This window comes from Kitasatospora sp. NPDC089509 (assembly GCF_044749365.1).
GTDB lineage: Bacteria > Actinomycetota > Actinomycetes > Streptomycetales > Streptomycetaceae > Kitasatospora.
The window spans coordinates 263,435-289,367 of sequence record NZ_JBIVHS010000009.1 but is presented as its reverse complement, the minus strand read 5'-3'; the positions used below and the strand labels follow the sequence as shown (position 1 = coordinate 289,367).

5 protein-coding genes are annotated in these 25,933 nt (G+C 73.8%); 1 reads left to right on the top strand and 4 read right to left on the bottom strand.

Annotation, left to right across the window (positions count from 1 at the left end):
- Positions 1-97: 97 nt before the first annotated feature.
- Positions 98-1,219 carry a DUF6421 family protein gene (locus tag ACIP4P_RS21290; RefSeq protein ID WP_400920597.1) on the top strand — a complete coding sequence of 374 codons (1,122 nt, stop codon included), beginning with the start codon at positions 98-100 and terminating at the stop codon, positions 1,217-1,219.
- 139 nt (positions 1,220-1,358) lie between these two features.
- On the opposite strand, the gene ACIP4P_RS21285 is transcribed toward ACIP4P_RS21290, so the two are convergent.
- The 4 genes from ACIP4P_RS21285 to ACIP4P_RS21270 are packed head-to-tail and all read right to left on the bottom strand — an operon-like array spanning position 1,359 to position 25,451.
- A complete protein-coding gene (locus ACIP4P_RS21285) occupies positions 1,359-2,849 on the bottom strand; it encodes a tryptophan 7-halogenase (protein ID WP_400920595.1) in 1,491 nt (496 codons plus the stop codon).
- Positions 2,846-4,168 carry a cation:proton antiporter gene (locus ACIP4P_RS21280; RefSeq protein ID WP_400920593.1) on the bottom strand — a complete coding sequence of 441 codons (1,323 nt, stop codon included), beginning with the start codon at positions 4,166-4,168 and terminating at the stop codon, positions 2,846-2,848. The genes ACIP4P_RS21285 and ACIP4P_RS21280 overlap by 4 nt, the downstream gene beginning before the upstream one ends.
- A complete protein-coding gene (locus ACIP4P_RS21275) occupies positions 4,165-13,614 on the bottom strand; it encodes an amino acid adenylation domain-containing protein (RefSeq protein ID WP_400920590.1) in 9,450 nt (3,149 codons plus the stop codon). Before ACIP4P_RS21275 ends, ACIP4P_RS21280 begins: the two co-directional genes overlap by 4 nt.
- 14 nt (positions 13,615-13,628) lie before the next feature.
- Positions 13,629-25,451: an amino acid adenylation domain-containing protein gene (locus ACIP4P_RS21270; protein ID WP_400920588.1), complete on the bottom strand. Its 11,823-nt coding sequence runs from the start codon at positions 25,449-25,451 to the stop codon at positions 13,629-13,631.
- Positions 25,452-25,933 lie beyond the last annotated feature (482 nt).

Sequence of the window (25,933 nt, the reverse complement as noted above, 5' to 3'; positions counted from 1 at the left end):
GTGGTGCAAAGCGGATGGATGTGCAAATATTTCCCCATCTGGCACACCGGACACAGTTTCGATCAAGCACGTACCCACGCCTGTAAAGAAGGTGCGCATGTCGATCAGTACGGGTTCCGAGGTCATCAACGAGGTCAACGGACTCCGCGAGAAGATCAAGGGATCGCGCGATTCCTTCCGTGACCAGAAATTCCTGGACCAGCTGGCCGAGCTCATCGCCGAATCGCCGAACCTGGGCCGGCAGCCGATAGCCCGGGCCCTGGTCGAGGACCTCCGGAACTTCTCCGCCGAGTCCCGTCTCCCCGCCGTCAAGGCGCATGTCAACGAGGAGCGGGACCACCACCTGTTCTCCCTGTTCGACGCCTCGTACTTCCCCTCCCTCTCGCTCGAGTACCTGACGTACGAGACCCTGCCGACCAACCCGCACCTGGCCACCCGGTACGCCAGCAACACCATGCCGGTGAACATCACGGCCAGCTCGACCGGGTTCGAGTCGCGTGTCGTCGTGGCGTTGTTCCCGGAGAACCACATCGACGGGTACCAGCACGGCGACGACCTGATCTTCTACTTCATCAACAAGTTCGTCGAGCGGCACAACCGGATCACCCGGAAGATGATCGACGCGGTGATGGCCGAGGGCAGCCTCCCGCTGCTGCGCGGCGTCGACGACCTCACGGTCGAGCAGGCCTCCTCCTGGTGGGTGCGGCTGCACGAGTACCACCACCGGCAGGGTGACATGCCCATTCCGGATTTCCTCCCGATCAAGAAGCTGAAGCCGTTGGCCGGCCTGGAGGAACTGCGGGTCGACGTTTCCGCGATGCTGGTCTGCCTGAACGACAAGGAACTCCCGCAGCGCGAGGCGCAGCTCGCGTACGAGTACATCCTGTCCGAGCGCCTGCTGCGTTACGCGGTGGAGGGAATTCCCCGCCCGAACTACGACGCGGTCGCCTCGCAGCTCCTTTTCAACTTCCTCTCCGAGCACGGCGGAATCGAGCTGCGCGACGGTCAGATCCGGCTCCACGACGAGCTCCCCGGTGTTCTCGCCGAATTCCTCGGGGAGATCGAGAAGATCGAGCAGCAGATCCACACCACGCCGGTCGAGCAGGTCCAGAAGAATCTGCTGGAATTCACCAACCGGTACACCGACTACGACCCGGTGGCGAAGGACTACCGCCACATTCCGTTCTTCGCGGAGATCAAGGAGCGGCTGGGCGTCTGAGCCCGGAGCGGCTGAGCTCGAAAGGTGCCCCGCGTCCGCGACGGTTCGTCGCGGACGCGGGGCACTTCCGTGCTGTCCCGGCGACGACCCGAAGGGGCCGGCCCGGTGCGGACACCGGGCCGGCCCCTTCCGGCGGGGGTCAGCTCGCCGGGGCCTGCACCCAGGACAGGCCGTCCGGCGAGGGGATCAGCCCGCCCTCGAACAGCGGGGTCTCCTCCTCGGCGTCCTCGCCCAGCGCCGCGTGCATCTGCACCTTGGAGCTCTCGGTCATCGCCTCGCGCACCACGGACGAGCCGAGCAGCGGGGCCCAGTTGTCGGTGGCACCGTCGGAGATGGTCTCGACCGCGGCCGCAAACTCCTCGTTCTGCCCGTGCAGGCGCTTCGCGAGCGCCTCGGGGTCGGTGAACGCGGCCTCGCCGGAGGAGACGCCACCCACCAGGTCGACGAAGGACTGGGCGTCGGAGACGCTGTTGTTGGTGACCTTCTTGGCCTGCCAGAAGTACGAGTTCTCGTCCTGGTGCATGTCGTAGAAGGACATCAGGAACTCGTAGAACACGCCGTACTCGCGGCGGTAGCGCGCCTCGAACTCCTTCATCGCCACCTCCTCGTCGACCGTCCCGGCCAGCGTGCTGTTGATCGACCGGGCGGCCAGCAGCGCGCTGTAGGTGGCCAGGTGGACACCCGAGGAGAACACCGGGTCGACGAAGCAGGCGGCGTCGCCGACCAGCATCATCCCGGGGCGCCAGAAGGTGGTGTGGTGGTACGAGTAGTCCTTGCGGACCCGGATCTGACCGTACTGGCCCTCGGTGACCCGGGTGGCCGGCGCCAGGAAGTCCGAGATCATCGGGCACTCGTCGATCAGCGCCTGGAGCGCCTTCTCCGGGTCGCCCTGGACCTTCTCGGCGTCCTCGCGGCGGACCACCGCGCCGACGCTGGTGAGCGTGTCGCTCAGCGGGATGTACCAGAACCAGCCGCTCTCGAAGGCCACGCAGAGGATGTTGTAGCGGGTCGGCTCGGGGAGCCGCTTGCCGCCCTCGAAGTAGCCGAACAGCGCCAGGTTGCGGAAGAACTCCGAGTACTCCCGGCGGCCGCCGATCTTCTGGTTGAGCCGGCTCTGGTTGCCGGAGGCGTCCACCACGAAGCGGGCCGACACCTCCCGGGTGACGCCCTGGTCGTCGGTGTAGCGCACACCGGTGACCCGCTCGTCGTCCTCCAGGATCTCCGAGACCGCGGAGTTCTCGCGGACGACCGCACCGACCTTGCGGGCGTTGTCCAGCAGGATCTTGTCGAACTTGGACCGCTCCACCTGGTAGGCGGTGGACGTCGGGCCCGCCATCTTCGGGGAGATCGAGAACGAGAAGGTCCACGGCTCCGGGTTGGCGCCCCAACGGAAGGTGCCACCGCGCTTGAGCGGGAAGCCCGCCTTGGCCAGTTCCTCCGACGCGCCGGTCAGCTTGCAGATGCCGTGGATGGTGGACGGCAGCAGCGACTCGCCGATCTGGTAGCGCGGGAAGACCTCCTTCTCCAGAAGCAGCACCGAGTGCCCCTGCTTGGCCACCAGCGCGGCCAGCGTCGAACCACCCGGGCCACCGCCGACGACCACGACATCAAATGCTTCGGTGTTGCTCACGATTTGTCTCCCGCTTCCTCGCCGGCGACGCCGACGGCCGGTACTGAATGTGCAGTGGTGCTGTGCGAGTCGCGCTGCCCCGGGCGAGCCTGCGGTCGCCCGCTGTCCTTGCCCTCGCCGATCAGTTGGAGCAGCGGTCCGGTCATGAAGGTCGTGATGAGTGCCATCAGCACGAGGACGGCGTACAGCTCCTGGCCGATCAGTCCGGCCGTTCTGCCGACGTCCAGGGCGATGAGTTCGGTGAGCCCGCGGGTGTTCACCATCGCGGCGACCAGGGCCGCCTGCCGCGGCTCCATGCCGCGCAGCCGGGTCACCGCGTAGGCGGGCACGGACTTGCCGAGGATCGCGATCAGCACCAGCACGCCCAGCAGGACGAAGTCGCTGGTGCCGAGCGAGGCGATGTTGACCGAGAGCCCGGTGGTGACGAAGAACAGCGGCAGCAGGGCGCCGGAGGTCTGCTCCATCGGCTCCAGGACGTCGGCGTTCGGGGCGCCGCCCCGCCGCGGCATGGCCAGGCCGGCCAGGAACCCGCCGAAGACGGCGTGCAGCCCGAGCGACTGAGTGACCCAGGCGCTGCCCAGGGCGAGCACCAGGGCCGGCGGCACCGGGTTGCTCATCAGCCCGGCCGGCCGGTCCGTCCACCAGCGCAGCACCGGGCGGGCCACGCCGAAGAGGAAGCCGGTGAAGACCACCAGCAGGACCAGCGCGACCATCCAGGAGAACGGGGCCGGCTGCCCGGAGTCGCTGAGCACGGCGGCCAGCACCAGCCAGGCGCCGACGTCCATGAAGCCGGCCGCCGCGAGGGCCACCGTCCCGGCCGCGGTGCCGGCCAGCCCGCGTTCCCGCACGATGGCCGCCAGCACCGGCAGCGCGGTGATCGAGACGGCCACCGCCATGTACAGCGCGAACGAGTGGTGGCCCACGTGGGCCGGGTCCACGGCGGAGAACAGTCCGCCGCCCAGCTGGACCGCGGCCAGCCCGAGCCCCATCGGGACCAGCAGGGCCGTCACCGCGACGTTCACCGCGGTGCGCCCCGCCCGGAAGGTGCGGAAGTCGATCTCGTAGCCCGCCACGAACATGAAGAGCACGATCGCGACCTGGGAGAGCATCGACAGGAAGGGCCGCGCCCCCGCCGGGAAGAGGTAGTTCGACAGGTCGCCCGGGAGCTGGCCGAGCACGGTCGGCCCCAGGGCGATGCCCGCCACGATCTGGCCGATCACGGTGGGCTGGCCGAAGCGCCGGGCGAGCCCGCCGAACAGCCAGGACACCAGCACGACCAGGGCCACGTCACCGAGGACGACGGCCGTCAGATTGCTCATTCGGACCCCTCCAGGCGTCGTCCCGCGGCCTGCCGGACCAGCCCGGCGAGGTCCGCGAGGTCGGCGTCGGGCCGACGGACGATCAGTTCCAGCAGCTCCGCGTAGTCGCGGACCAGCGCCTCGGCGGTGCCCCGGGCGAACAGGTCGGTGCTGTACTCCAGATAGCCCTCCAGACCGGACTCGGTCTCCCGCACCGCCAGGCTCAGGTCGAACCTGGCCGTCCCGGCCTCGGCGGGCAGCTGGGCCACCTCCAGGCCGCCGGCCCCGCGCGGCGCCGCGGCGCCGTCCGGTCCGTCCGGTCCGTCCGTCCCGGCCGGAGCGGGGGCGGGAGCCGGCACCAGGTTGAACATCGCCTGGAACAGCGGCGAGTGGGACGGCTCGGGCTCCGGCACCAGGGTGCGGACCAGGTCGGCGAACGGCAGGTCCTTGTGCGCCTGCGCCTCCGCCACCACCTCCCGGGCCTGGGCCAGCAGTTCGGTGAACGACCGCTCCGGGGCCACGTCCAGGCGCAGCACCAGGGCGTTGACGAAGTACCCGACGAGCTCGTCGAGTTCGGCCGCGGGCCGGTTGGTGACCGGGGAGCCGATCGCCAGCTCGCGGTCGTCGGTGCGGCCGGCCAGCAGGGCCGCGTAGGCCGCCAGCATCACCATGTACAGCGACGCCCCGTGGTTCGCGGCGAGCTTGCGCAGCCGCTCGGCCAGTTCGGCCGGGACGGCGAACTCCGCCGCCGCGCCCTGGTAGGACTTCACCGGGCACCGGGGGAAGTCGGTGCGCAGCGCCAGGCAGGACGGCAGCCCCGCCAGCCGCTCGCGCCAGTGGTCGCGCTGCCGGTCGAGCTCCGCCGCGTCGACCGTCCGGCGCTGCCAGCGCGCGAAGTCGGCGTACTGCAGCGGCAGCGGGGGCCGGACGGCGTCCCCACCATTGCTCAACTCGCCGTACACCGAGATGAGTTCGCGCAGCACGAGGCCGGTGGACCAGCCGTCGAAGACCCCCCAGGGGCGGGTCAGCACGAGCACGTGCTCGTCCTCGGCGAGGGCCAGCAGATGGGCCCGCAGCACGTAGCGGTCCGCCGGGTCGAACGGGCGCAGCCGCTCCGCGCGCAACCACTCGGCGAGGGCGGCGTCGCCGCCGGCCGCGGACGGCGGCAGCGTCAGGACGGTGACCTCGAAGCCGTCGGCGCCGTTCACCCGCTGGACGTACGTGCCGTCCCGGCGCGGGTAGCCGGTCCGCAGGATCGCGTGCCGTTCCACCAGGGCGCGCACCGAGGCGGTGCAGGCCGCCCGGTCCAGCGGGCCGCTCATCCGCAGGGCCAGCTGGACGTTGTCGTGCGCGGCCCCCAGGTGCGGGGCCCCGCGCAGGAACCAGAGGTCCTCCTGCATGGTGGACAGCGGCGCCTCGTCGCCCTCCGCCGCGGGGGCGGCCGGCAGCAGCTCGGCGAGCGCTCCCGAGGGCACGCCGTCGTGGTCGGCGGCGGTCCCGGGCGCGGGCTCGACGGCCGCGGGCTCGACACTCTCCGGCTCGGCGGCGGCCGCCGGCGCCGGGGCGGTCGCCGCCTCCAGGGCCGTGGCCATCTCGGCCACCGTGGCGGCGGTCAGGATGAGCTGGAGCGGCAGGTCGACGCCGGTCTCCTTCTTGACCCGCAGGTTGAGCCGGGTGGCCAGCAACGAGTGCCCGCCCAGGTTGAAGAAGTTGTCCTGGAGGCCGACCCGGTCCAGCCCGAGGACGCCGCCGACCAGCCGGCACAGGGTGCGCTCGGCCTCGGTCCGGGGCGCGACGTAGACCTCCTTGGCCACGTCCTCCTCGTCCGGCGCGGGCAGCGCCCGCTTGTCGACCTTGCCCTGCGAGGTGACCGGCAGCTCCTCCAGCACCACGAAGGCGCCGGGGATCATGTAGTCCGGCAGCCGCTCGGCCAGGTGGTCCCGGAGCTCCCGGACCAGGCCCTGGCCCACCCGGTCGACCTGCGGCGCGTTCGCCAGCCGCTGCGCCCGGTACGGCGAACGGGCCAGCACCGGCAGCGCCCCGCCCCGGCTCAGCAGCAGGTCCAGGCCGTCCGGCCGGTCCTGCGACCAGGTCGGCGTCACCCGGTACCCCAGCGCCTCGGCGTACTCCAGCGTCTCCTCCAGCTGGCGCAGCTCCGCCCGGGCCCGCTCGGAGAGCCGGGCGCCGCGCGCCAGCGGCTCCACCTGGCGGGACGGCGCCCAGCGGGCCAGCTCGGTGACCAGCCGCACGTCGTCCGCGACCCGCGGGTTGCTCAGGCCGGTGACACCGAACCGCTCGGGGGTGCCGGCCGCCAGCAGGGCCCGCAGCCCGGCCGGGTCGGCGGCCTCCAGCCACGGGTGGTCGGCCGCCGGCGCCGCGGCGCCCTTGGTCAGCACCACGTCGTAGCGGTAGGAGAGCATCTCGTTGCCGCCCTGGCCCCGCTTGACCATGATGTCGACGGTGCCCAGCTCCGGGAAGCGCTCCGGGAGGCGGCTGAAGTAGCTCGGGCTGACCAGGAGTTCGGTCTCCTGCCGGCGGCGGCGCTGCACCTGCGAGGCCAGCGCGCCGGCCGTGCTCGGGACGCCGGAGCGGCTGCGCTCGATGGCGCCCACGTGCGCGGAGAACAGGTCCAGGTTCCGGATGTCGCCCAGCAGGATCCGTCCGCCCTCCTCCAGCAGCGGCAGGATCCGGGTGATCACCTCCTGGAGGTAGTGCCGGCTCGGGAAGTACTGCGCCACGGAGTTGAGCACGACCAGGTCGAAGGTCGGCCCGTCCGGGCCGGCCAGGTCGGCCACCGACAGGGCGTCGCCCTGCCGCAGCGTCACGTGCGACCAGCCGCGGCGCTCCGCACCCCGGCGCACGTCCTCCAGCGCCGAGGGCGAGATGTCGATGCCGTGCACCCGCTCGCAGCCCTCCGCGTACCGGAAGAGCAGCAGTCCGGTGCCGCAGCCGATCTCCAGCAGCCGCTTCGGCCGCAGCCCGTGGATGCGCTCGACGGTGCCGTCGATCCACTCCACCATCTCGTCCTCGGGGATCGGGTCCCCGGTGTAACTGCTCTCCCAGCCGGCCAGGTTGAGGTCGTCGGCGACGGGCTCCTCGGTGCCGCGCGAGTACTGGTCCTCGAAGAGCCGCTCCCACTGGTCGAGGTGCTCGGCGGTCTGCGCCTCGGCGGCCGCCTCCAACCACTCCTCGGTGGGGCGCAGGTAGGCGCTGAGGGTCTCCACCTCGCCGGTGGTGCGCGGCACCACCACGGCGCTGTGCACCGAGGGGTGCGCCTGCAGCAGCGTCTCGATCTCGCCCGGCTCGACCCGGTAGCCGCGCACCTTGACCTGCTCGTCGACCCGGCCGCGGAACTCCAGGGTGCCGTCCGGGAGTCGGCGCACCAGGTCGCCGGTGCGGTACAGCCGGCCCTCGGGGTCGTCGCCGAAGGGGTCGGCCAGGAACCGTTCGGCCGTCAGCTCCGGGGCGTCGAGGTAGCCGCGGGCCACGCCCGCGCCGCCCAGGCAGAGTTCCCCGATCACGCCGCCCGGCACCAGCCGGAGCTGCTCGTCGGTGACGTAGGCGGTGGTGTGCGGGACGGGACGGCCGATCGGCACCCGGACGTCCTCGGGGAGGTCGCGCGGGATCTCGTGGTACGTGGAGGCGATGCTGTTCTCGGTCGGGCCGTAGCCGTTGACCACGGTCAGGCCGGGGTGCGCCGCGTACAGCCGGCGGACGTCGGCGGCCGCGAAGGTGTCGCCGACCACGGCCAGCTGACGTAGCGCCAGCTCGCGGCCGTCCGCGGCCTCGACGAAGGCGGGCAGGAAGGCCGCCGACAGCAGCATGGAGCTGACACCGGTGCGGTGGACGCTGTCCAGCAGCTGCGCCGGGTCCTTGGAGTCGCCGTCGTGCAGCACCAGCACGCCGCCGTTGACCAGCGGGGTGAGCACCTCCTGCGAGCCCGCGTCGAAGGAGATCGAGGAGTGGTGCAGGACCACGGCGGACTCGTCCGCGGCGAAGTAGTCCGGGTTGGTCACCAGCCGGACCACGCCGCGCTGTTCCACCAGGACGCCCTTGGGACGGCCGGTGGAGCCGGAGGTGAAGATGGCGTAGGCCAGGTTGGCGGGGGTCAGGCCCCAGTCGGAGCGGTCCGGGTCCTGCTCGGGCCGGTCGGCCAGCACCTGGGTGCGGTCCGCGGCGCGCTCGCCGGAGTCCAGCTGGACCACCTCGGCCACCTGGGCGAACAGGGCGTCCGGCAGCCGGGACTGGCCCAGCACGATGCCCACCCGGGAGCCGTCCAGCAGGGTGGCGATCCGCTGCTCGGGGTAGTCCGGGTCGATCGGGACGTAGGCGCCGCCGGCCTTGAGGATGCCGAGCAGGCCGACCACCAGCTCCGGCGAGCGGTCGGCGCAGAGGCCGACCAGCACGTCCGGGCCGACGCCGGCGTCGCGCAGGTGGTGGGCCACCTGGTTGGCGCGGGCGTTCAGCTGCGCGTAGGTCAGCCGCAGCTCGCCGTGGCGCACCGCGACGGCGTCGGGCCGCCGGGCCGCCTGCGCCTCGAACAGCTCGGCGAGGCAGGCGTCCTGTCGGTAGGCCGGGCGCTCCCCCCGGGCCACGGTGAGCAGCCGCTGCCGCTCGGCCGGGGGCAGCACGTCGATGTCGAGGGCGCGGGTCCCCCGGCCGTCGTCGGCGGCGAGCGCGTCGACGATGCCGGCGAGGGCGGTCTCCACGTACAGCAGGAGCGTCTCGGGCTCGACCGCGTCCTCGATCTGGACGGTCAGGGACAGCTCGTCCCCCATGTCGTCCAGCGACAGGCCCATCGGGTAGTTGGTGCGGTCCATGAAGGCCAGCCAGTTGACGCCCTGGGCCTCCAGGGTCGGCGCCTGGGTGTCCTCGGGCCCGGGCTCGAAGTGCCGGAAGTTGATCGCGGCGCTGAACAGCGGGGTGTCCATGTCCAGTCCGCTGCAGCGCTGGGCCAGGCTCAGCGAGGACTGCTCGCGCAGGATCAGCTCGCGCAGCCCGGCGGCCACCTCGTCGACCAGCTCGCGCACGCTCCGGTCGGCCAGCCGCACCCGCAGCGGGAGGGTGTTGATGAAGTTGCCGAGCATCCGCTCCACGCCGGGCACGCCCTGGAGGCGGCCCGACATCACGGTGCCGAACACCACGTCGTCGCGCCCGCTGCCGGCCGCCACCACCCGGGCGCACGCGGCGTGGAAGAGCCAGGCCGGGCTCAGGCCGAGCCGGCCGGCCTCGGCCCGCAGCCGCCGGGTGAGTCCGGCGTCCAGCGAGCGGCGCGGCTTGCGGGTACGGCGGCCGTCGCCGCGCACGTCGGTCAGGCCGAACGGCACGGTCGGCTCGGTGACGTCGCCGAGCAGGCCGCGGAAGTAGTGCTCCGCGTCGCCGGTGCGCAGCTGGTGCAGGGTGTGGGCGACGAAGTCGCGGAACGGCGCGGGCTCGGTCAGCAGGTCGGTGCGCCCGGCCATGTGGGCGATCAGCTCGTCGATGATCAGCCGCAGCGAGGTGGCGTCCTCGATCAGGTGGTGGAAGTTCAGCACCACGAAGCGGCGCTCGGACCCCGGGTCCGCGGCGACCCGCGCCTTGAACATCGGCGCCTCGTCCGGCGGCAGCGGCAGCGGGTGGTCCAGCAGCGCGCGGACCTGCTCCTCGGCGTCCGTGTCGGCGTCGAGGACGACCGGCGTCACCGGGAGGGCGACACCGCGCAGGACGACCTGGACCGGCTCCGGCAGACCCTCGGTGAGCACTGCGGTGCGCATCACGTCGTGCCGGTCGATCAGGGTCTGGATCGCCCCGGTGAACGCGACGCAGGCCGCCTCGTCGTCCGCGACGAACGCCACGGACATCACGTACGGGTCGTTCTCCGGATCCATCAGGTGGTGGAAGAGGATGCCCTCCTGCGAGGGGACCAGCGGGTAGACGTCCTGGATGTTGGCCGCGCCGCCGGGGACCCGGGCCGCGATCGCGTCGAGGTGGTCCTGACCCAGCTGGACCAGGGGCAGCAGCTCTGGCGTGAGCCGCTCGCAGCCCGCCGGGACGAGGTTCGGCGGCACGGTGTAGCCGGGGGCTCCGCCGGGCGTCCCGGTGCCGTCGGCGGACCCGTCGGCGCCGGCGCCCCCGTCGATCCGGGCGGCGAGGCCGGCCAGGGTGGGGGCGCTGAACAGGTCGCGGACGGCGAGGGTCAGCCCGGCCTCCCGCAGCTGGGCCACCAGGACCGTGATCAGCAGCGAGTGGCCGCCCAGGGTGAAGAAGTTGTCGGTCGCGCTGATCTCGTCGGCCTCGAAGCCGAGCAGCTCGGCCCAGACCTCGGCGAGCTTGCGCTCGGTGCCGGCGGCGGGGGCGACGTACTCCCGCTCATGGCTGCGGGCGTAGGCCTCGATGTCGGGGGCCGGCAGCGCGGCGCGGTCCAGCTTGCCGTTGACGGTCAGCGGCAGGGCGGCCAGCAGCACGTAGGCGCCGGGGACCATGTACTCGGGCAGGGTGCGCCGGGCGAGCGCGTCCAGCTCGGTGCGCAGCTCCGCCTCCGCCGCCTCGGCCGCGGCGGCCGGGTCGGTTGCCTCGGCCGGGTCGGCTGCGTCGGCCGCCGGCACCAGGTAGGCGACCAGCTGCTTGTTGCCGGGCTGGTCCTCGCGGACCACGACGGCGCAGGAGCGCACCCCGGCGTGCTCGCCGAGGCGGGCGGAGATCTCGCCCAGTTCGATCCGGTAGCCGCGGATCTTCACCTGGTCGTCGTTGCGGCCGAGGTACTCCAGCGAGCCGTCGGCGAGCCGGCGGGCCAGGTCGCCCGAGCGGTACATCCGGGCGCCGTCGACGCCGCGGAACGGGTCCTCCAGGAAGCGTTCGGCGGTCAGCTCCGGCCGGTTCAGGTAGCCCCGGGTCACGCCGCCGCCACCGACGTACATCTCGCCGACCGCGCCGGTCGGCACCGGGTTGCCGTGCCGGTCCAGCACGTACACGCTGAGGTCGGACAGCGGGCCGCCGATCGGACTGATCGCCCGCTCGGTGTCCGCCCCGGTCACCACCCGGTGGGTGACGTGCACCGTGGTCTCGGTGATCCCGTACATGTTGACCAGCTCGGTCCCGGCGTTCAGCGGCCGCGCGAACCAGGGCCGCAGCGCCGCGGTGTCGAGCGCCTCGCCACCGAACACCACCGTCCGCAGCCGGTGCGGCGCGCCGTCCTCGCCCTGCGCCGCGATCAGCTGCCCGAAGGCGCTCGGCGTCTGGTTCAGGACGGTGACGCCCTCCGCGCAGAGCAGCGCGTAGAAGTCCCGGGCGCTGCGCGCCACTTCCTGCGGGACGACGACCACCCGGCCGCCGTGCAGCAGCGCGCCCCACATCTCCCAGACCGAGAAGTCGAAGGCGAAGGAGTGGAAGAGCGTCCACACGTCGTCCGGGCCGAACCCGAACTGCTCCCGGGTCGCGGTGAACAGCCGTGCCACGTTGCGGTGTTCGACCATCACGCCCTTGGGCAGACCGGTCGAACCGGAGGTGTAGATGAGGTACGCGAGGTCGGCCGGCGAGGCGCCGACCAGCGGGACGAGGTCCCCCTCCGGCAGCCGCTCCCAGCGGGCGGCGTCGGCGGAGACGTCCACCACGACGGCGCCGCCCGCGTCCAGCCCCTCGGGCAGCCCGCCGTCCACCAGCAGCACCCGCGGGGCGCTGTCCCGCACGATGTGGCCGAGCCGCTCGGCCGGCGCGGACGGGTCCACCGGCACGTACGCGCCGCCCGCCTTCAGCGCCGCCAGCGCGCACACCACCAACTGCTCGCTGCGCGGCAGGCAGAGCGCCACCAGCGACTCCCGCTTGACCCCGAGCACCCGCAGGTAGCGGGCCAGCCGGTTCGCCCGGGCGTTCAGCTCGGCGTAGGTCAGCTCGCGGCCCTCGCAGCGCACCGCCACCGCGTCCGGCGTCCCGCGCACCTGCTCCTCGAACCAGCCGTGCAGCGACCGGCCCGGCCCGGCCTCCTCGCCGGGCAGCGCGATCCACTCGTCGACCATGGCGCCGAGCTCGGCGGTGTCCAGCAGCCCCAGCCGGGATATCCGCTCCTCCGGCGCCTCGACGACGGAGCCGAGCAGGGTGAGGAAGTGGCGCACGAAGCGCTGGACGGTCTCCCGGTCGAACAGGGCGGTGCTGTACTCCAGCGCCCCGGACAGGCCGTCCGGGGTCTCCCGCAGGTCCAGGGTGAGGTCGAACTTGGTGGTGTCGAAGTCGAACTCGACCGGGGCGACCTCCAGCGCGCCGAGCGTCAGCCGCGGCTCGGTCTGCTCCTCCTGCAGCACCAGCACCGTCTGGAACACCGGCGAGTGGCTGAGGCTGCGCTCCACCTGGAGGGCGTCCACCACGGCCTCGAAGGGCACGTCCTGGTGGTCGAAGGCCTCCAGCGCGGTTCGCTTCACCCGGGCCAGCAGCTCGACGAAGGTCGGGTCGTCGGCCAGGTCGTTGCGCATCACCAGGGTGTTGGCGAACAGGCCGATCAGCCCCTCCACCTCGGCCCGGCTGCGGTTGGCCACCACGGTGCCGACCGCGATGTCGGTCTGCTGGGTGTAGCGGTGCAGCGCGACCGAGTAGGCGGCCAGCAGCGTCATGTACAGGGTGGCGTCGTGCCGCTCGCCGAGCGCGCGGAGCCGGTCCAGCAGCTCCGGGGTGGAGCGGAAGAACTCCCGGGTGCCCGCGTAGTCGCGCGCGGCCGGGCGCGGCCGGTCGCCGGGCAGCGTCAGGGTGGCGTCGACGCCGGCCAGCTGCCGCTTCCAGTAGTCGACCTGACGGGTCTGCACCTCGCCCGCCAGCCACTCGCGCTGCCAGTGCGCGAAGTCGGCGTACTGCACCGGCAGCGGCTCCAGTTCGAGCTCCCGCCCGTCGCAGGCCGCCTCGTACAGCGCGGCCAGCTCGCGGAAGAACACCCCGACCGACCAGCCGTCCGAGACGGTGTGGTGCATCGTCACCATCAGGACGTGCTCGGTGTCGCCGCGCCGCAGCAGCAGCACCCGGAGCAGCGGGTCCCGGGCCAGGTCGAACGGCGTGACCGCCTCCTGGTGGCAGCGGGCGGGCAGGTCCGCCGGGTCGCCGAGGTCCTGCTCGCGCACGGCGAAGCCGGACCCGTCGTCGATGACCTGGTACGGGACGCCGGCCCGTGCCTCGAAGCGGGTGCGCAGCGCCTCGTGCCGCCGCACCAGGCCGGCCAGCGCCCGCCGCAGCGCGGCCCGGTCCAGCGGACCGCGCAGCCACATCGCCATCGGGACGTTGTAGGTGGTGCTGGTGCCCTCCAGCTCGGTGAGGAACCACAGCCGCTGCTGGGCGAAGGACAGCGGGAGCCGCTGCTCCGGGGAACGCGGCAGGGTGGGGATGATGTCCAGTGCGGAGAGGTCCACGCCCTGCTTGCGCAGCAGGGCGATCACGGCGCGCTGCCGCTTGGCGGGCATCGCCTGGATCTTCCGGATCAGCTCGTGGCCGCTCTCGTGGTGCGAGTTGCTCATCACGGTCTCTCTGCTCAGCTCTCGATGTCGAGGACGGCGTTGTCCAGGTCCAGGGCGTCCAGCTCCGCGTCGGTCATGTTCTCCACGGCGCTGATGCTGTTGAAGATCGTGTCCAGGTCGAGCTCGGGGCCGGTCCCGGCGTCCGGGACGGCCTTCGCCACCTCGGCGGCCAGCGCGCCCAGGGTGTGGGCCGCGAAGACCGCCTTGACGTTCAGTTCGACGCCCGTGCGCTGCTTGATCAGGTTGATCACCCGGGTCACCAGCAGGGAGTTGCCGCCGAGCGCGAAGAAGTCGCTCCCGGTGCCGAGCACCCCGGCGTCGGCGCGCAGCAGTTCGGCCCAGACCTCGGAGACGATCCGCTCGGCCTCGGTGCTCGGCGCGCTGCCGTGGTCACCGGACCGCTGCGGGGCGGCGGGCTCGGGCAGCGCCCGGGTGTCCAGCTTGCCGTTGACGGTCAGCGGCAGCCGCTCCAGCACGACGTACCCGGAGGGAACCATGTACGGCGGCAGCACGGCGCGCAGCGCGGCGTCCAGCTCCTCCCGCAGCACCTCCTCGTCCGGCGCCCGCCGGGCGGACGGCACCAGGTAGCCGACCAGCCGGCGGTCGTCGCCCTCGCCGCGCACCACCACCCGGGCGTCCTCGACGGCGGGGTGCTCGTTGAGGCGCACGGTGATCTCGCCCAGTTCGATCCGGTAGCCGCGGATCTTCACCTGGTCGTCGTTGCGGCCGAGGAACTCCAGCGAGCCGTCGGGCAGTCGGCGCCCGAGGTCGCCGGTGCGGTACATCCGGGCGCCGGGCACCTCCCGGAACGGGTCGTCCAGGTAGCGCAGGGCGCTCAGCTCCGGCCGGTTGAGGTAGCCGCGGGCGACCACCTCACCGCCGATGTACAGCTCGCCCACCGCGCCGGTCGGCACCGGGTTCCCGTGCCGGTCCAGCACGTAGACGCCCAGGCCCGGCAGGGCGCCGCCGATCGGCCTGGTCGACAGGACGGTGTCGCCCACCACGACCTCGCGGTAGGTGCTGACCACCGTGGTCTCGGTGGTCCCCCACATGTTGACCAGCACCGTCCCGTCGTTCATCGGGCGCTCGAACCAGGGCCGCAGCGGGGAGGCGTCCAGCTCCTCGCCGCCGATCACCATGGACCGCACCCGGTGCGGGGTGCCGTCCTCGCCCTGGGCCGCGATCAACTGGCCGAAGCCGGTCGGCGTCTGGCCCAGCACGGTGACGCCCTCCGCGCAGAGCAGCCGGTAGAAGTCCTTCGGGCTGCGCGCCACGTCCTGGGTGACCACCACCAGCCGGCTGCCGTTCAGCAGCGCGCCCCAGATCTCCCAGATCGTGAAGTCGAAGGCGACCGAGTGGAACAGCGTCCAGACGTCGTCCGGGCGGTACCCGAACCACTCCTGCATGGCGAGGAAGTACCGTGCCATGTTGCGGTGTTCGACCATCACGCCCTTGGGCAGGCCGGTCGAGCCCGAGGTGTAGATCACGTACGCGAGGTTCGCCGGCGAAGCCCCGGGCAGCGGCTCCAGGTCGCCGTCCGGCAGGCCGTCCCAGCGGCCGGCGTCGCCGGGCACGTCCACCACGGCGGCCGTACCGGCGTCCAGCCCCTCCGGCGGCACGCCGTCCACCAGCAGCACCCGCGGGGCGCTGTCCCGCACCACGTGGCCGAGCCGCTCGGCCGGCGCCGTCGGGTCCAGCGGCACGTACGCGCCGCCCGCCTTCAGCACCGCCAGCGCGGCGACCACGATCCACTCACTGCGCGGCAGGCAGAGCGCCACCAGCTCGTCGGGGCCCACGCCCAGCTCCCGCAGGTGCCGGGCCAGCCGGTTCGCCCGGGCGTTCAGCTCGGCGTAGGTCAGCTCGCGGTCCTCGCAGCGCACCGCCACGGCGTCCGGGGCGCGGCGGACCACCTCCTCGAACCAGACGTGCACGTGCTGGTCCGAGCCGGCCGCGGGCTCCTCGGCGGTGGCCGGGGTCCAGGCGTACTCGACCAGTTCGCGGTGCCGCATCGCGGGCGGCAGCACGGACAGTTCGACGGCCGGGCCGTCGGCGCGCAGCTCGTCGGAGAGCGCGTCGACCAGGGCGGCCACGGCGGCCTCCAGGCAGTCGACGACCACCTCGGCGGGCTGGGCGCGGTGGATCAGCGCGTCGATCCGGAACTCCCGGCCGAGGTCGTCGACCGAGACGGTCACCGGGAAGTTGCTGCGCTCGTGCACCCCGGACAGCGGGGTGACGCCGACCCGGTCGAGCAGCCGGTCGATGCCGTCGTCGCTCGGCAGGTGCCGGTAGTTGAAGATCGCGTTGAACAGCGGCAGTTCGGGCCGGGCCAGCCCGCTGTGCGCACGGGCCTCGGTCAGCGGGACCTGCTCGTGGCGCACCAGCTGGTGCAGCAACTCCCCGGTCTCCCGGACCAGTTCGCGCACGCTGCGGCCGGCGAGGTCCAGGCGCATCGGCAGCGTGTTGATGAAGCTGCCGAGCATCCGCTCCATCCCGGCCGGCCCCTGCAGCCGACCGGACATGACGGTGCCGAACACCACGTCGTCCCGGTCCGTGCAGGCGGCGACGGTCAGCGCCCAGCCGGCGTGGAACAGCGTCGCCGGGCTGATCAGCAGGTCCGCCGCCAGGGCGCGGACCCGGCGGCCCAGCTCCTCGTCCAGCGGGCGGCTCAGCTCGACCACCTGCTGCCCGTCCCCGTGCACGTCGTCCAGCCGGAACAGCACGGACGGCTCCGAGACCTCGCCGAGCATCCCGGCGAAGAAGGCCGCCGGGTCGAGGTCGGCCGGCCGGCGCCGGGTGTGGGCGATGAAGTCGCGGTACGGCACCGGCGCCGGCAGGGCGTCCTGGCCGTCCTCCATGTGCGCGACGAGCTCGGCGAACAGCAGGCCCAGCGAGGACGCGTCGTGGACGACGTGGTGCAGGCTCATCGCCGCGTGCCAGCCGCCGGTGTCCGGGTGCCGGCCCGCCCGCAGGCGGATCAGCGGGGCCCGGTGCAGCGGCATCCGCGGGGCGGTCCGGAGCAGTTCGGTGAGCTGCTCCGCGGCCGGCGTCCCGGACGTCAGCCCGACCTCCTCCACGGCGAGCTCCACCCGCCGCAGCACCGCCTGGACCGGCGCGCCCAGGCCGTCCGAGAGGATCACGGTGCGCAGCGCGTCGTGCCGCGCGACCACGGCGGCCAGGGCGTCGGCGAAGCGGTCCAGGGTGGCGCGGTCCTTGAAGGAGAACAGGCCCGAGGAGACGTACGGGTCGTGCTCGCCCTCCCGGACGTAGTGGAAGAACATGCCCTCCTGCAGCGGGGCGAGCGGGTACACGTCCTGGAGGTTGGCGTCCCCGCCGGGGACGGCGGCGACGACCGCCGCCACCTCGTCCTCGGTGAGCGGGACCAGCGGCAGCATCGCGGGGGTGACGTGGGTGGTGCCCTCGGGGATGCCGGCCGGCGTCGGCTCCTCGGCCGCCGCCGTCGGCTGCTCGGCCGTCGGCAGCTCCTCGGCCGCCTCGGCGACGGCCGCGAGCGAGCGGGCCCGCAGGATGACGGACGGCTCGCAGTGCAGGCCGCGCTCGCGCAGCAGCGCGGCGAGGTGGTAGGCGAGCAGGGAGTGCCCGCCCAGCGCCAGGAAGTTGTCGTCGGGGCCGAGTTCCTCGGGGGCGTAGCCGAGCAGCTCGGCGCAGGCCGTGAGGACGGTGCGGTCCTTGCCGGCGGGGGGCTCGGGGGCGGCCGGTGTGGGCTCTGCGGGTACTGCGGGCTGTGCAGGAACGGGAGTTGCGGGCAAGGGAGTTGCGGGCTGTGCGGGCACGGGAGTCGCGGGCGCGGCGGGCGTGCTCGGGCGGTCCAGCCAGTAGCTCTTCCGCTCGAAGGCCGTCCCCGGCAGCGGGAGCAGGCGCCGGCGCACCGGGTGCAGTCCGCCCCACGGGATCCTGGCCCCGGCGACCCACAGCTCGGCGAGCCGCTCCAGGTCACGGTCGGCGACCAGGGCGGAGAGGAACACCTCGCCCCGGGCCCCCTCGAACACGGCCATCAGCGGACTCGCGCCGGCCTCGGCGTTGCCGGTGTACAGCGCGCCACCGGACGGGGTGCCCGGTGCCGCGGACCCGGCGGTCCCGTCGGTCCCGTCGGTCCCGTCGGTCGCGGCCAGGAAGCGGTCCAGTGAGGTGCGCAGCTCCTCGACGCCGCCGGCCACCACCGCCAGCCGCTCGGGCATCGCCTCACGGCCCAGCTGGAGCGTGTACGCGACCTCGGCGAGGTCCAGGTCCACCGCCCCGGCCCGCCCGAGGTGCTCCGCCAGCCGGGCGACCGTCGTCCGCAGCCGGGACGCGTTGACGGCGGAGACCACCACCACCTGCGGGCCCGCGGCGACCGGCCCGGCCGGGGCCTCGACGGCCTCCGGCGGGGCCTCCACCACCAGGGTGACGTGGCTGCCGCCGGCCGCCACCGAGTTGATCAGCGCCCGACGGGCCACCGGACGGCCGTCCGCGTCCTGCCGCTGCTCCCAGGGGGCCAGCCGCTCGCAGAGGGTCAGCGGGCCGTCGCCCAGGTCCAGGTTGGGGTTGGGCTTCCCGACCCCGGTCAGCGGGGCCAGCTCCCGGTGCCGGAACTGGAGGGCGACCTTGGTCAGCTGGGCGACCCCGGTGGCGGCCTCCGGGTGGCCGAGGTTCGACTTCACCGCACCGACCACCACCGGCTCGGCCGAACCGTCGAACACCTCGCGCAGGGCGCTCAGTTCGATCTCGTCGGAGAGCGTCGTGCCGTTGGCCGAGGACTCCACGTACCCGATCGACTCCGGGGCCGCGCCGGCCCGCTCCAGCGCCCGGCGCATGACCGTGATCTGCGCTCGCCGACTGGGCGTCAGGAAGCCGTTGGCGTGGCCGCTGTGCACCGAGGCGGTGCCCTTGATGACGGCGTGCACGGTGTCCCCGTCGCGCAGGGCGGCGTCCAGCGGCTTGAGCAGCACGGCGCCCACCGCCTCCGCCGGGAGGTAGCCGTCCCCGTCGCGGAAGCTGCGGCTGCCCGGGTGGCTGCCCAGCATCCGCATCTCGGACAGCGCGCGGAACTTCTCCGCGGTCGGCGCCAGGTTCACCCCGCCGGCGACGGCCAACTCGCTCTCGCCGCGCTGCAGATCGGCGCAGGCCAGGTGGATGGCCATGGCCGAGGAGGTGCACATGCTGTCCACCGCCAGGCTCGGCCCCTCCAGGCCGAAGAAGTGCGAGACCCGGTTGGCGATCAGGTTGAACGAGGCGGTCGCGGTGAGGGCGGCGAGCGCCGGGTCGGAGGCGTCCGCCCGGTACAGCTGGTAGGCCGCGCCGACGTAGACGCCGACCCGTCGCCGGTACTGCCGCTCGATGACCTCCTGGGTGACGCCGCCGTCCTCCAGCAGCCGCCAGACCGTCTCCAGGAACAGCCGCTGCTGCGGGTCCATCACGGCCGCCTCGCGCGGGGCGATGCCGAACAGCGCCGGGTCGAACCGGTCGATGCCGTCCAGGAAGCCGCCCCAGGCACCGGAGCCCTGCGCGCCCTCCCAGCGGTCGGCGGGCGGCTCGGTGACGCAGTCACGGCCGGCCCGCAGGTGCGCCCAGAGGGTGTCCAGGTCCTCGGCCTGCGGGTACGAACCGGCCATGCCGATGACCGCGATGTCCCGGAAGCCGCTCCGGTCGTCGGCGGCGGGGCGCGGCGCGGCCGCGGGGGCCGGCGCGGCCGCGGGGGCCGGCGCGGCCGCGGGGGCCGGGGCGGTCGTGACGGCCGAGGTAGGTGCGGCGGCCGGGGCGATCGGGGTGGCCTCGGGGGCCGACTCGCCCAGCAGGGCGCGCAGTTCGGCGGGGTACTCGGTCGCGAGGTACTCGGCCAGGTCGTTCAGGGTCGGCCGCTCGAACAGCAGCGTCCGGGCCAACGGGCCGAAGGCCTCCTCCAGTTGGCCGACGGCGGCGACGGCCAGCACCGAGTCCATGCCGTAACGCTCCAGCGGGACGGCGGGGTTGAGCCGCTCCGGGGCGAGCTTGAGGACCTCGGCGAGGGTGCGCCGCAGCACGGGCACCGCCCGCTCCGCCACCAACCGGCCGGCCGGGTCCGCCGGTTGGGCGGTGGGCGCGGTGGTCGGCTCGGCGGTCGCACCGACCGCCTGTCCGGTGATCCGGGACAGCGCCTCCGGCTGCCCGGCCAGCACGATCACCCGGCCGTCCCCACTGGCGTCGTCGTCGGTCAGTGCACGATGCAAAGCGTCCAACCCCCGTTCGGTGTCCAGCGGTGCCAGGCCGATCGCCCGCAACCGCCCGGTGACGGCCTCTCCCGTTCCCATCCCGCCCTCGGCCCACAGCGGCCAGCCGATCGAGACGGTCCTGCCCTTGCGCTCCCCGGCCGCCACGAGGAGGTTGCGGTACACCGCGTAGGTGTCCATGAACGCGTTGGCGGCGGCGTAGTCGGCCTGGCCGAGGTTGCCGAAGGCACCGCTGGCCGAGGACAGGCACGCCAGGAACTCCAGCGGCTCCGCGCCGCTGAGCTCGTCCAGGTGGATCAGTCCGGCGACCTTGGGCGCCAGCACCCGTGCCAGCCCGGCCGGGGACTTGCCCGTGATCAGCCGGTCCTCGATCACCCCGGCCCCGTGCAGGATGCCGGTCAGCGCACCGTGGTCGGCGCGGACACCGGCCAGCAGCGCGGCGACGGACGACCGGTCGGCGAGGTCCGCGCGCCGGTGGTCCACCGTCAGTCCGGCGGCGCGCAGCGCGTCCATCGCGGCCCGCTGCTCCTCGGTGGCCGCCGAGCGGCCGACCAGGACCACGGTGGCGTGCCGGACGGCCGCGGCGAGGTCGCCCGCCACGATCAGCCCCAGCGCGCCGACGCCCCCGGTGATCAGGTAGACGCCGTCCTCCCGCCAGGGCGTGGCGGCCGGCCCGGCGGTGGCGATCCCGCTCAGCACCGCGGTGTGCCGGCGGCCGTCCCGGTAGCGGACCTCGGCGGCGGGCTCCGGCCCGACCTCGGCGGCCAGCCGGGCGGCGACGACGGCCGGGTCGGCGCCGTCCAGGCAGTCCACCAGCTGGGTGCGCAACTGCGGGTTCTCCTGGCCCGCGGACCGCAGCAGCCCGGTCAGGCCGCGCAGGCAGGCGAGCCGCTCCCGCTCGGCCCCGGCGGCCGTGGGGTGCGCCAGCGCGACCTGGAACAGCACCGGGCGCGGTACGCCGGTCCGCAGGACCTCCTGGACCAGCGTGAACACCTCGCGCACGGCCTCGCCGTACCGGCGGTCCGCCGGGCCGTCGACCAGCTCGACGAACCGGCAGTCGGCGCCGGCCGGCAGTGCGGCCCGCAGGGCCTCCCGCCAGCCCTCGGTCAGCGTGCCGACCACCGCGACGTGGTGCGCGGCGAAACCGGCCCCGGTCCCGTCGTGGACTGTCGGCTCACCGGCCGCCCACCCCGGGCTCAGCAGCACCACGGTGTCGCCCTCCGGCACCGGGGCCGGGGGCACGGCCACCGACCGCACCGCGACGTCGGCGGGCGCCCGCTCCGCCGCGACGACGGGCCAGGGCTCACCGCCCGTGGTGACGCCGTCGAGCTCGATCCAGCAGCGCTCCCGGGCGAAGGGATAGCCGGGCAACGGCACCCGACGGGGGCGCCGCTCCGGGCCGCCGCTCCGCTGCACCGTCTCCCACGGGACCGGGGTGCCCTCGGCCCACAGCCGGAGCAGCCGGTCGGCGGCAGCCGTACCGGTGGTGGCGGTCGCCGCCCATGCGTCCAGGGCGGCGGCGAGCTCGGCCTCGGCCGGCACCGGGTCGGTCGGCACCGTGCCGCGCACCCAGCCGTCGCCGGCCTCCGGTACGGCGGCGAACCGCGCCAGCAGGGCCGAGGCCTCGGCGAGCGAACCCGCGGCGAACGCCAGCCGCTCCTCCAGGACCGTCCGGCCGGTCTGCAGCGTCCAGGCGACGCCCGGCAGCTCGGACTCGTCCAGCTCCGCCAGCCGGTCCCGCAACCGGCGTGCCTGCTCCCGCAGTTGGTCCTCGGTCCGGGCGGAGAGCACGATCAGTGCGGGCCGTCCGTCCGCGAGCGTCGGGGCGGCGGGCGACTCGGTGGACGGCCCGGTGGGCGGCTCGTACTCGGCGAGCAGGACGTGCGCGTTGGTGCCGCCCGCGCCGAAGCTGGACACGCCGGCCGTGCGCGGGAGCGTCCGGCGCAGCCCGCCGTCCGTCACGACGGGCCGCTGCCACGGCGCCAGGACCTGCTGGACGTGCAACGGCGTGCCGCTGAAGTCGATGTGCGGGTTGAGGGTGCGGGCGTGCAGGCTGGGCGCGAGCTGCCGGTGCCGCAGCTGGAGCAGCACCTTGGTGATCCCGGCGATGCCGGCCGCGCTCTCCGCGTGGCCGATGTTGGACTTGACCGAGCCGATCGCGCAGTCCGCCGGCCCGACCCCCGCCTCCTGGAAGGCCCGGACCAGACTGGCGATCTCGATCGGGTCGCCCAGCGCGGTGCCGGTGCCGTGCGCCTCGACGTAGCCGAGCGCCCGCGGGTCGACGCCGGAGGCGGCCAGCGCCCCGCCGATCACCCGGCCCTGGGCCGCGGGGCTCGGCACCGTGTAGCCGGTGGTCCGGCCGCCGTGGTTCACGGCGGTGCCCTTGATCACGGCGTGGACGTGGTCCCCGTCGGCCAGGGCCCGCGCCAGCGGCTTGAGCAGCACGGCGCCGACGCCCTCGCCGGGCACGTAGCCGTCGCCGCCGGCCCCGAAGCTGCGGCAACGGCCGTCGCTGGAGAGGAAGTTGCGCTGCCCCAGCATCAGGTACTTGCTCGGGTGCGAGGTGACGTTCACCCCGCCCGCGATCGCCGCTCCGCACCGGCCGCTCCGGATCGCCTCGCAGGCCAGGTGGACGGCGGTCAGCGAGGACGAGCACATGGTGTCCACGGCCAGGCTCGGACCGGTGAACCCGTAGGAGTAGGACACCCGGTTCGCCACCGAGGAGGCGCTCGCGGACAGGGCCACCGGGTGCCCCTGCTGCTGGGCCTGGGCGCCGTAGAGCTGGTAGTCCTGGTACATCACGCCGGTGAACACGCCCACGTCGCCGCTGGTGCGGTTGAGCAGTTCGCCGGTGTAGCCGGCGTCCTCCAGGACGTGGTGCGCGCACTCCAGGAACAGCCGCTCGTGCGGGTCGAGGTACTCCGCCTCGCGCAGCGAGATCTGGAAGAACAGCGGGTCGAACAGGTCGATGCCGTCGAGGAAGCCGCCCTGGACGTCGGCCGTCCCGGCGCCCTCCGCGCCCAGCCACGCGGGGCGGCGCCAGCGGCCGGCCGGCACCCGGCCCACGGAGTCGCGGCCGGAGCGCAGGTTGTCCCAGAACTCGGCCAGGTCCGCCGCGCCCGGGTAGCGGCCGGCGATGCCGATGACGGCGATGTCGGTGTCGGCGGTGTCGGTGTCGGCGTCCTGGACCTCGTCGTGGACGGCGTCGCGGTCGTCGTCGGCGCGGCCGGCGACGGGTGCGGGCGGGAGGGCGCGGGTGCTCAGCCCGGTCAGGTCGGCGGACACCCGGCCCGCCTCGTCGAACACGGTCACGTCCAGCAGCGGCTGGGCCGCGTCTGGGCCACTGCCCCGCCGGTACCGGACCCAGGCGAAGGCGCGGGCCGAGGCGGCCCCGGGGGTGTCCACCCGGGCGACGGCGAACGGCAGCGCGGGCCGGGCCGCCCCGCCCGACGCCCCGCCCGACGCACCGTCGGCCGTCAGCCACAGGCCCGCGGTGGCCTGGAGCGCGCCGTCCAGGACGGCGGGGTGCAGCACGCAGTCGTCCAGCGGGTCGGCGGCGGCGGGCAGCCGCAGCTCGGCCAGCACCTGCGGGTTCCCGGCCGGATCGACGCCGGGGCGCAGTCCGGCCAGCGCCCGCTGGGCCGGCCCGTAGTCCAGTCCGGCGTCCGCGTAGAGCCCGTAGACCCGCGCCGCCGGGATCTCCTCCCCGGCGCACTCGGCCCGGACCCGTGCCAGGTCGGGCAGTTCGCGGTCGGCGTCCGCCACCAGCCGCGCCCGGCCCTGGCAGCACGGGGTGCCGGCGTCACCGGCGAAGGTGATCTCGAAGACGGCCGTGTCCCCCGTCCGGCGCACGACGACCCGTAGCTCCAGCCCGTCCGGTCCGCAGATCGCGGGACGCAGCCAGACGACGTCCTCCAGGCGCACCGCGTGGGCGGACGGCGCGTCGAGCGCGGCGGCCACCGCGGCGCGGGCCATCTCCAGGTGGGCGACCCCGGGCAGCAGCCGGGTGCCGCGCACCCGGTGGTCCCGCAGGTACGGCTCCTCGCCGTCGAAGCGGCTCCGGTACTCCACGCCGTCCTCGGCCGGGACCCGGCGGTGCAGCATCGGGTGCGGACGGCCCGCCCGGGCGGGCTCCTGACCATCCGTCAACTGCGGATCGGCCTGCGCCTGCTCGCCGCGCCGCACCAGGAGGTGGGCCGCCAGACCCCGTACGGTCGGGTGCGCGGAGAGGACGGCGGCGGTGAGCGCGAGGCCGTAGCGGTCGTTCAGGCGCTCGACGAAGGCGGAACGGCCGACCAGGTCGAAGCCGAGCTCCGCGAACTCGGCGTCCGGGTCGACCTGTTCGACCGGCAGGCGCAGCAGGCGGGACACCTCGTCGCTCACCTCGGCCGTCAGGTCCGCAGCGTGGCCGGTGGGGGCGGCGGCGGCCACGGGGGCGCGGCGCTCCGCGAGCAGGGTCTCCAGCAGGCCGGCCAGCTCGGCGATGGTGGTGTACTCGAAGACCACGGTCGGCGAGAGCGGGACGGAGATCCGGTCCTCGATCTCGGTGACCAGACCGACCAAGGCGGCCGAGGCGAGCCCGAGTTGGTAGTAGCCGCTGTTCGCCCCGACCTCGGCCGGCGGCACCCCGAGGCGCGCGGCGACCAGTTCGCGCAGCAGCTCCTGCAGTTCCGCCCGCGTGGTGCCGACGGCGCCCTTCGCACCTGCCGGGTGCGCAGTGGGCTCCGCTGCGGCCTCAGTCGCCGGGACCGGCCCGGCCCCGGTCCGGACCCGCTTGGCCACGTAGCCGCCCAGCTCGGCCACCCGGCGGCCGGTGGCGTCGTGGAACTCCAGGGACATCCTGATGAGTTCGTCGGTCCGGTGCACCGACTCGGCCGGGATCCGGACGGAGCACCGGTCGCCCAGCGGCCCGGTCGCCCGGAAGGACTCGAAGGCCAGGGGCAGGTAGAACCCCTGCGCGTCCTCCTCCCCCGACGCGGCCCCCGACTCAGCCCCCGACGCCTCGCCCGGCGCCAGCAGGCCGGTCGCCACCCCACCGCTCAGCAGCGCGGCCTCGAACAGCGCCGGGTGGAAGAGGAAGCGCCCGGCGGTCGCACGGTGCTCCGCGCCCAGCTCCAGTTCCGCCGTCCACGCGCCGGGGTGCCGCCGCACCGTGCCGAGGGACTTCATCAGACCGGAGTGGGCCAGGTCGTGCGCCCGGCACCACGCGTACATCTCGTCCAGCGAGGTCGTCGTGGTCGCCGGCCCGTCCGACGCGCCCGCCGACGACGTCGGTCCGCCCGGCAGGTCCCCGGGCGCGCAGCGCTCCACCGCGGCCGTCACGTGCAGCACTTCGGCGCCGCCGTCGGCCGGTCGGCCGCGGACCTCGACCCGCAGCCCGCCCGCCGGCACGGCGCGCCCCTCGATGGTGACCGCGACCGGGACGCCGGGCAGGGCCACCAGCGGCGTCAGGATCGTCAGGCTGCGCAGCACGGTCTCCGCCATCGGGTGGCCGTGACGCGCGAGGACCTCCAGCACCAGTTCCACGTGGCCGACCCCGGGCATGAGGGGACGGCCCTGCACCACGTGACCCCCGAGCAGGGGATTGTCCGAGGTGACGGTGAACGTCTCGGTGAAAACGGGTGTTTCGGTCATCGGTGTATCCATCCCACAACAGCGTCGTACCGCGACGGATGAACCAGCGGCGGAGGGCATGTCGAAGCAATGCGTCCGAAGCGAAAGGCTCCGGGGAAATAACCGGTATTCACTGCGAGGGCCGGCCCGGCGAAACCCCCCGGCTTTTACCCGGGCACGGCCTGAAGTCAACCGACCCGACAAGGGCGGACGGCGAGAATCACATCATGTATTCGAGAATTCCGGGCGGAAATCCCCCGGAACGAGCGGAATCGTTGTGCGCGTTACCCCCGTAGCTCGCATCTGTAACCCCCCGGTCGGGCCCGGACATCAACCGAACTAGCTGGCATTGCCTCACACACCCGACCGTTCAGACCCTACCGGGCTTCATGTCCCGGAAGCAATGAAAAGTTGACTGCTCAGGACCTACGCAACGGAGAGTCGCCGAAACCCGCCGGGCCGATCGACGGAACCGGACGCGGAGAATCCGTCGAACAGCAGGT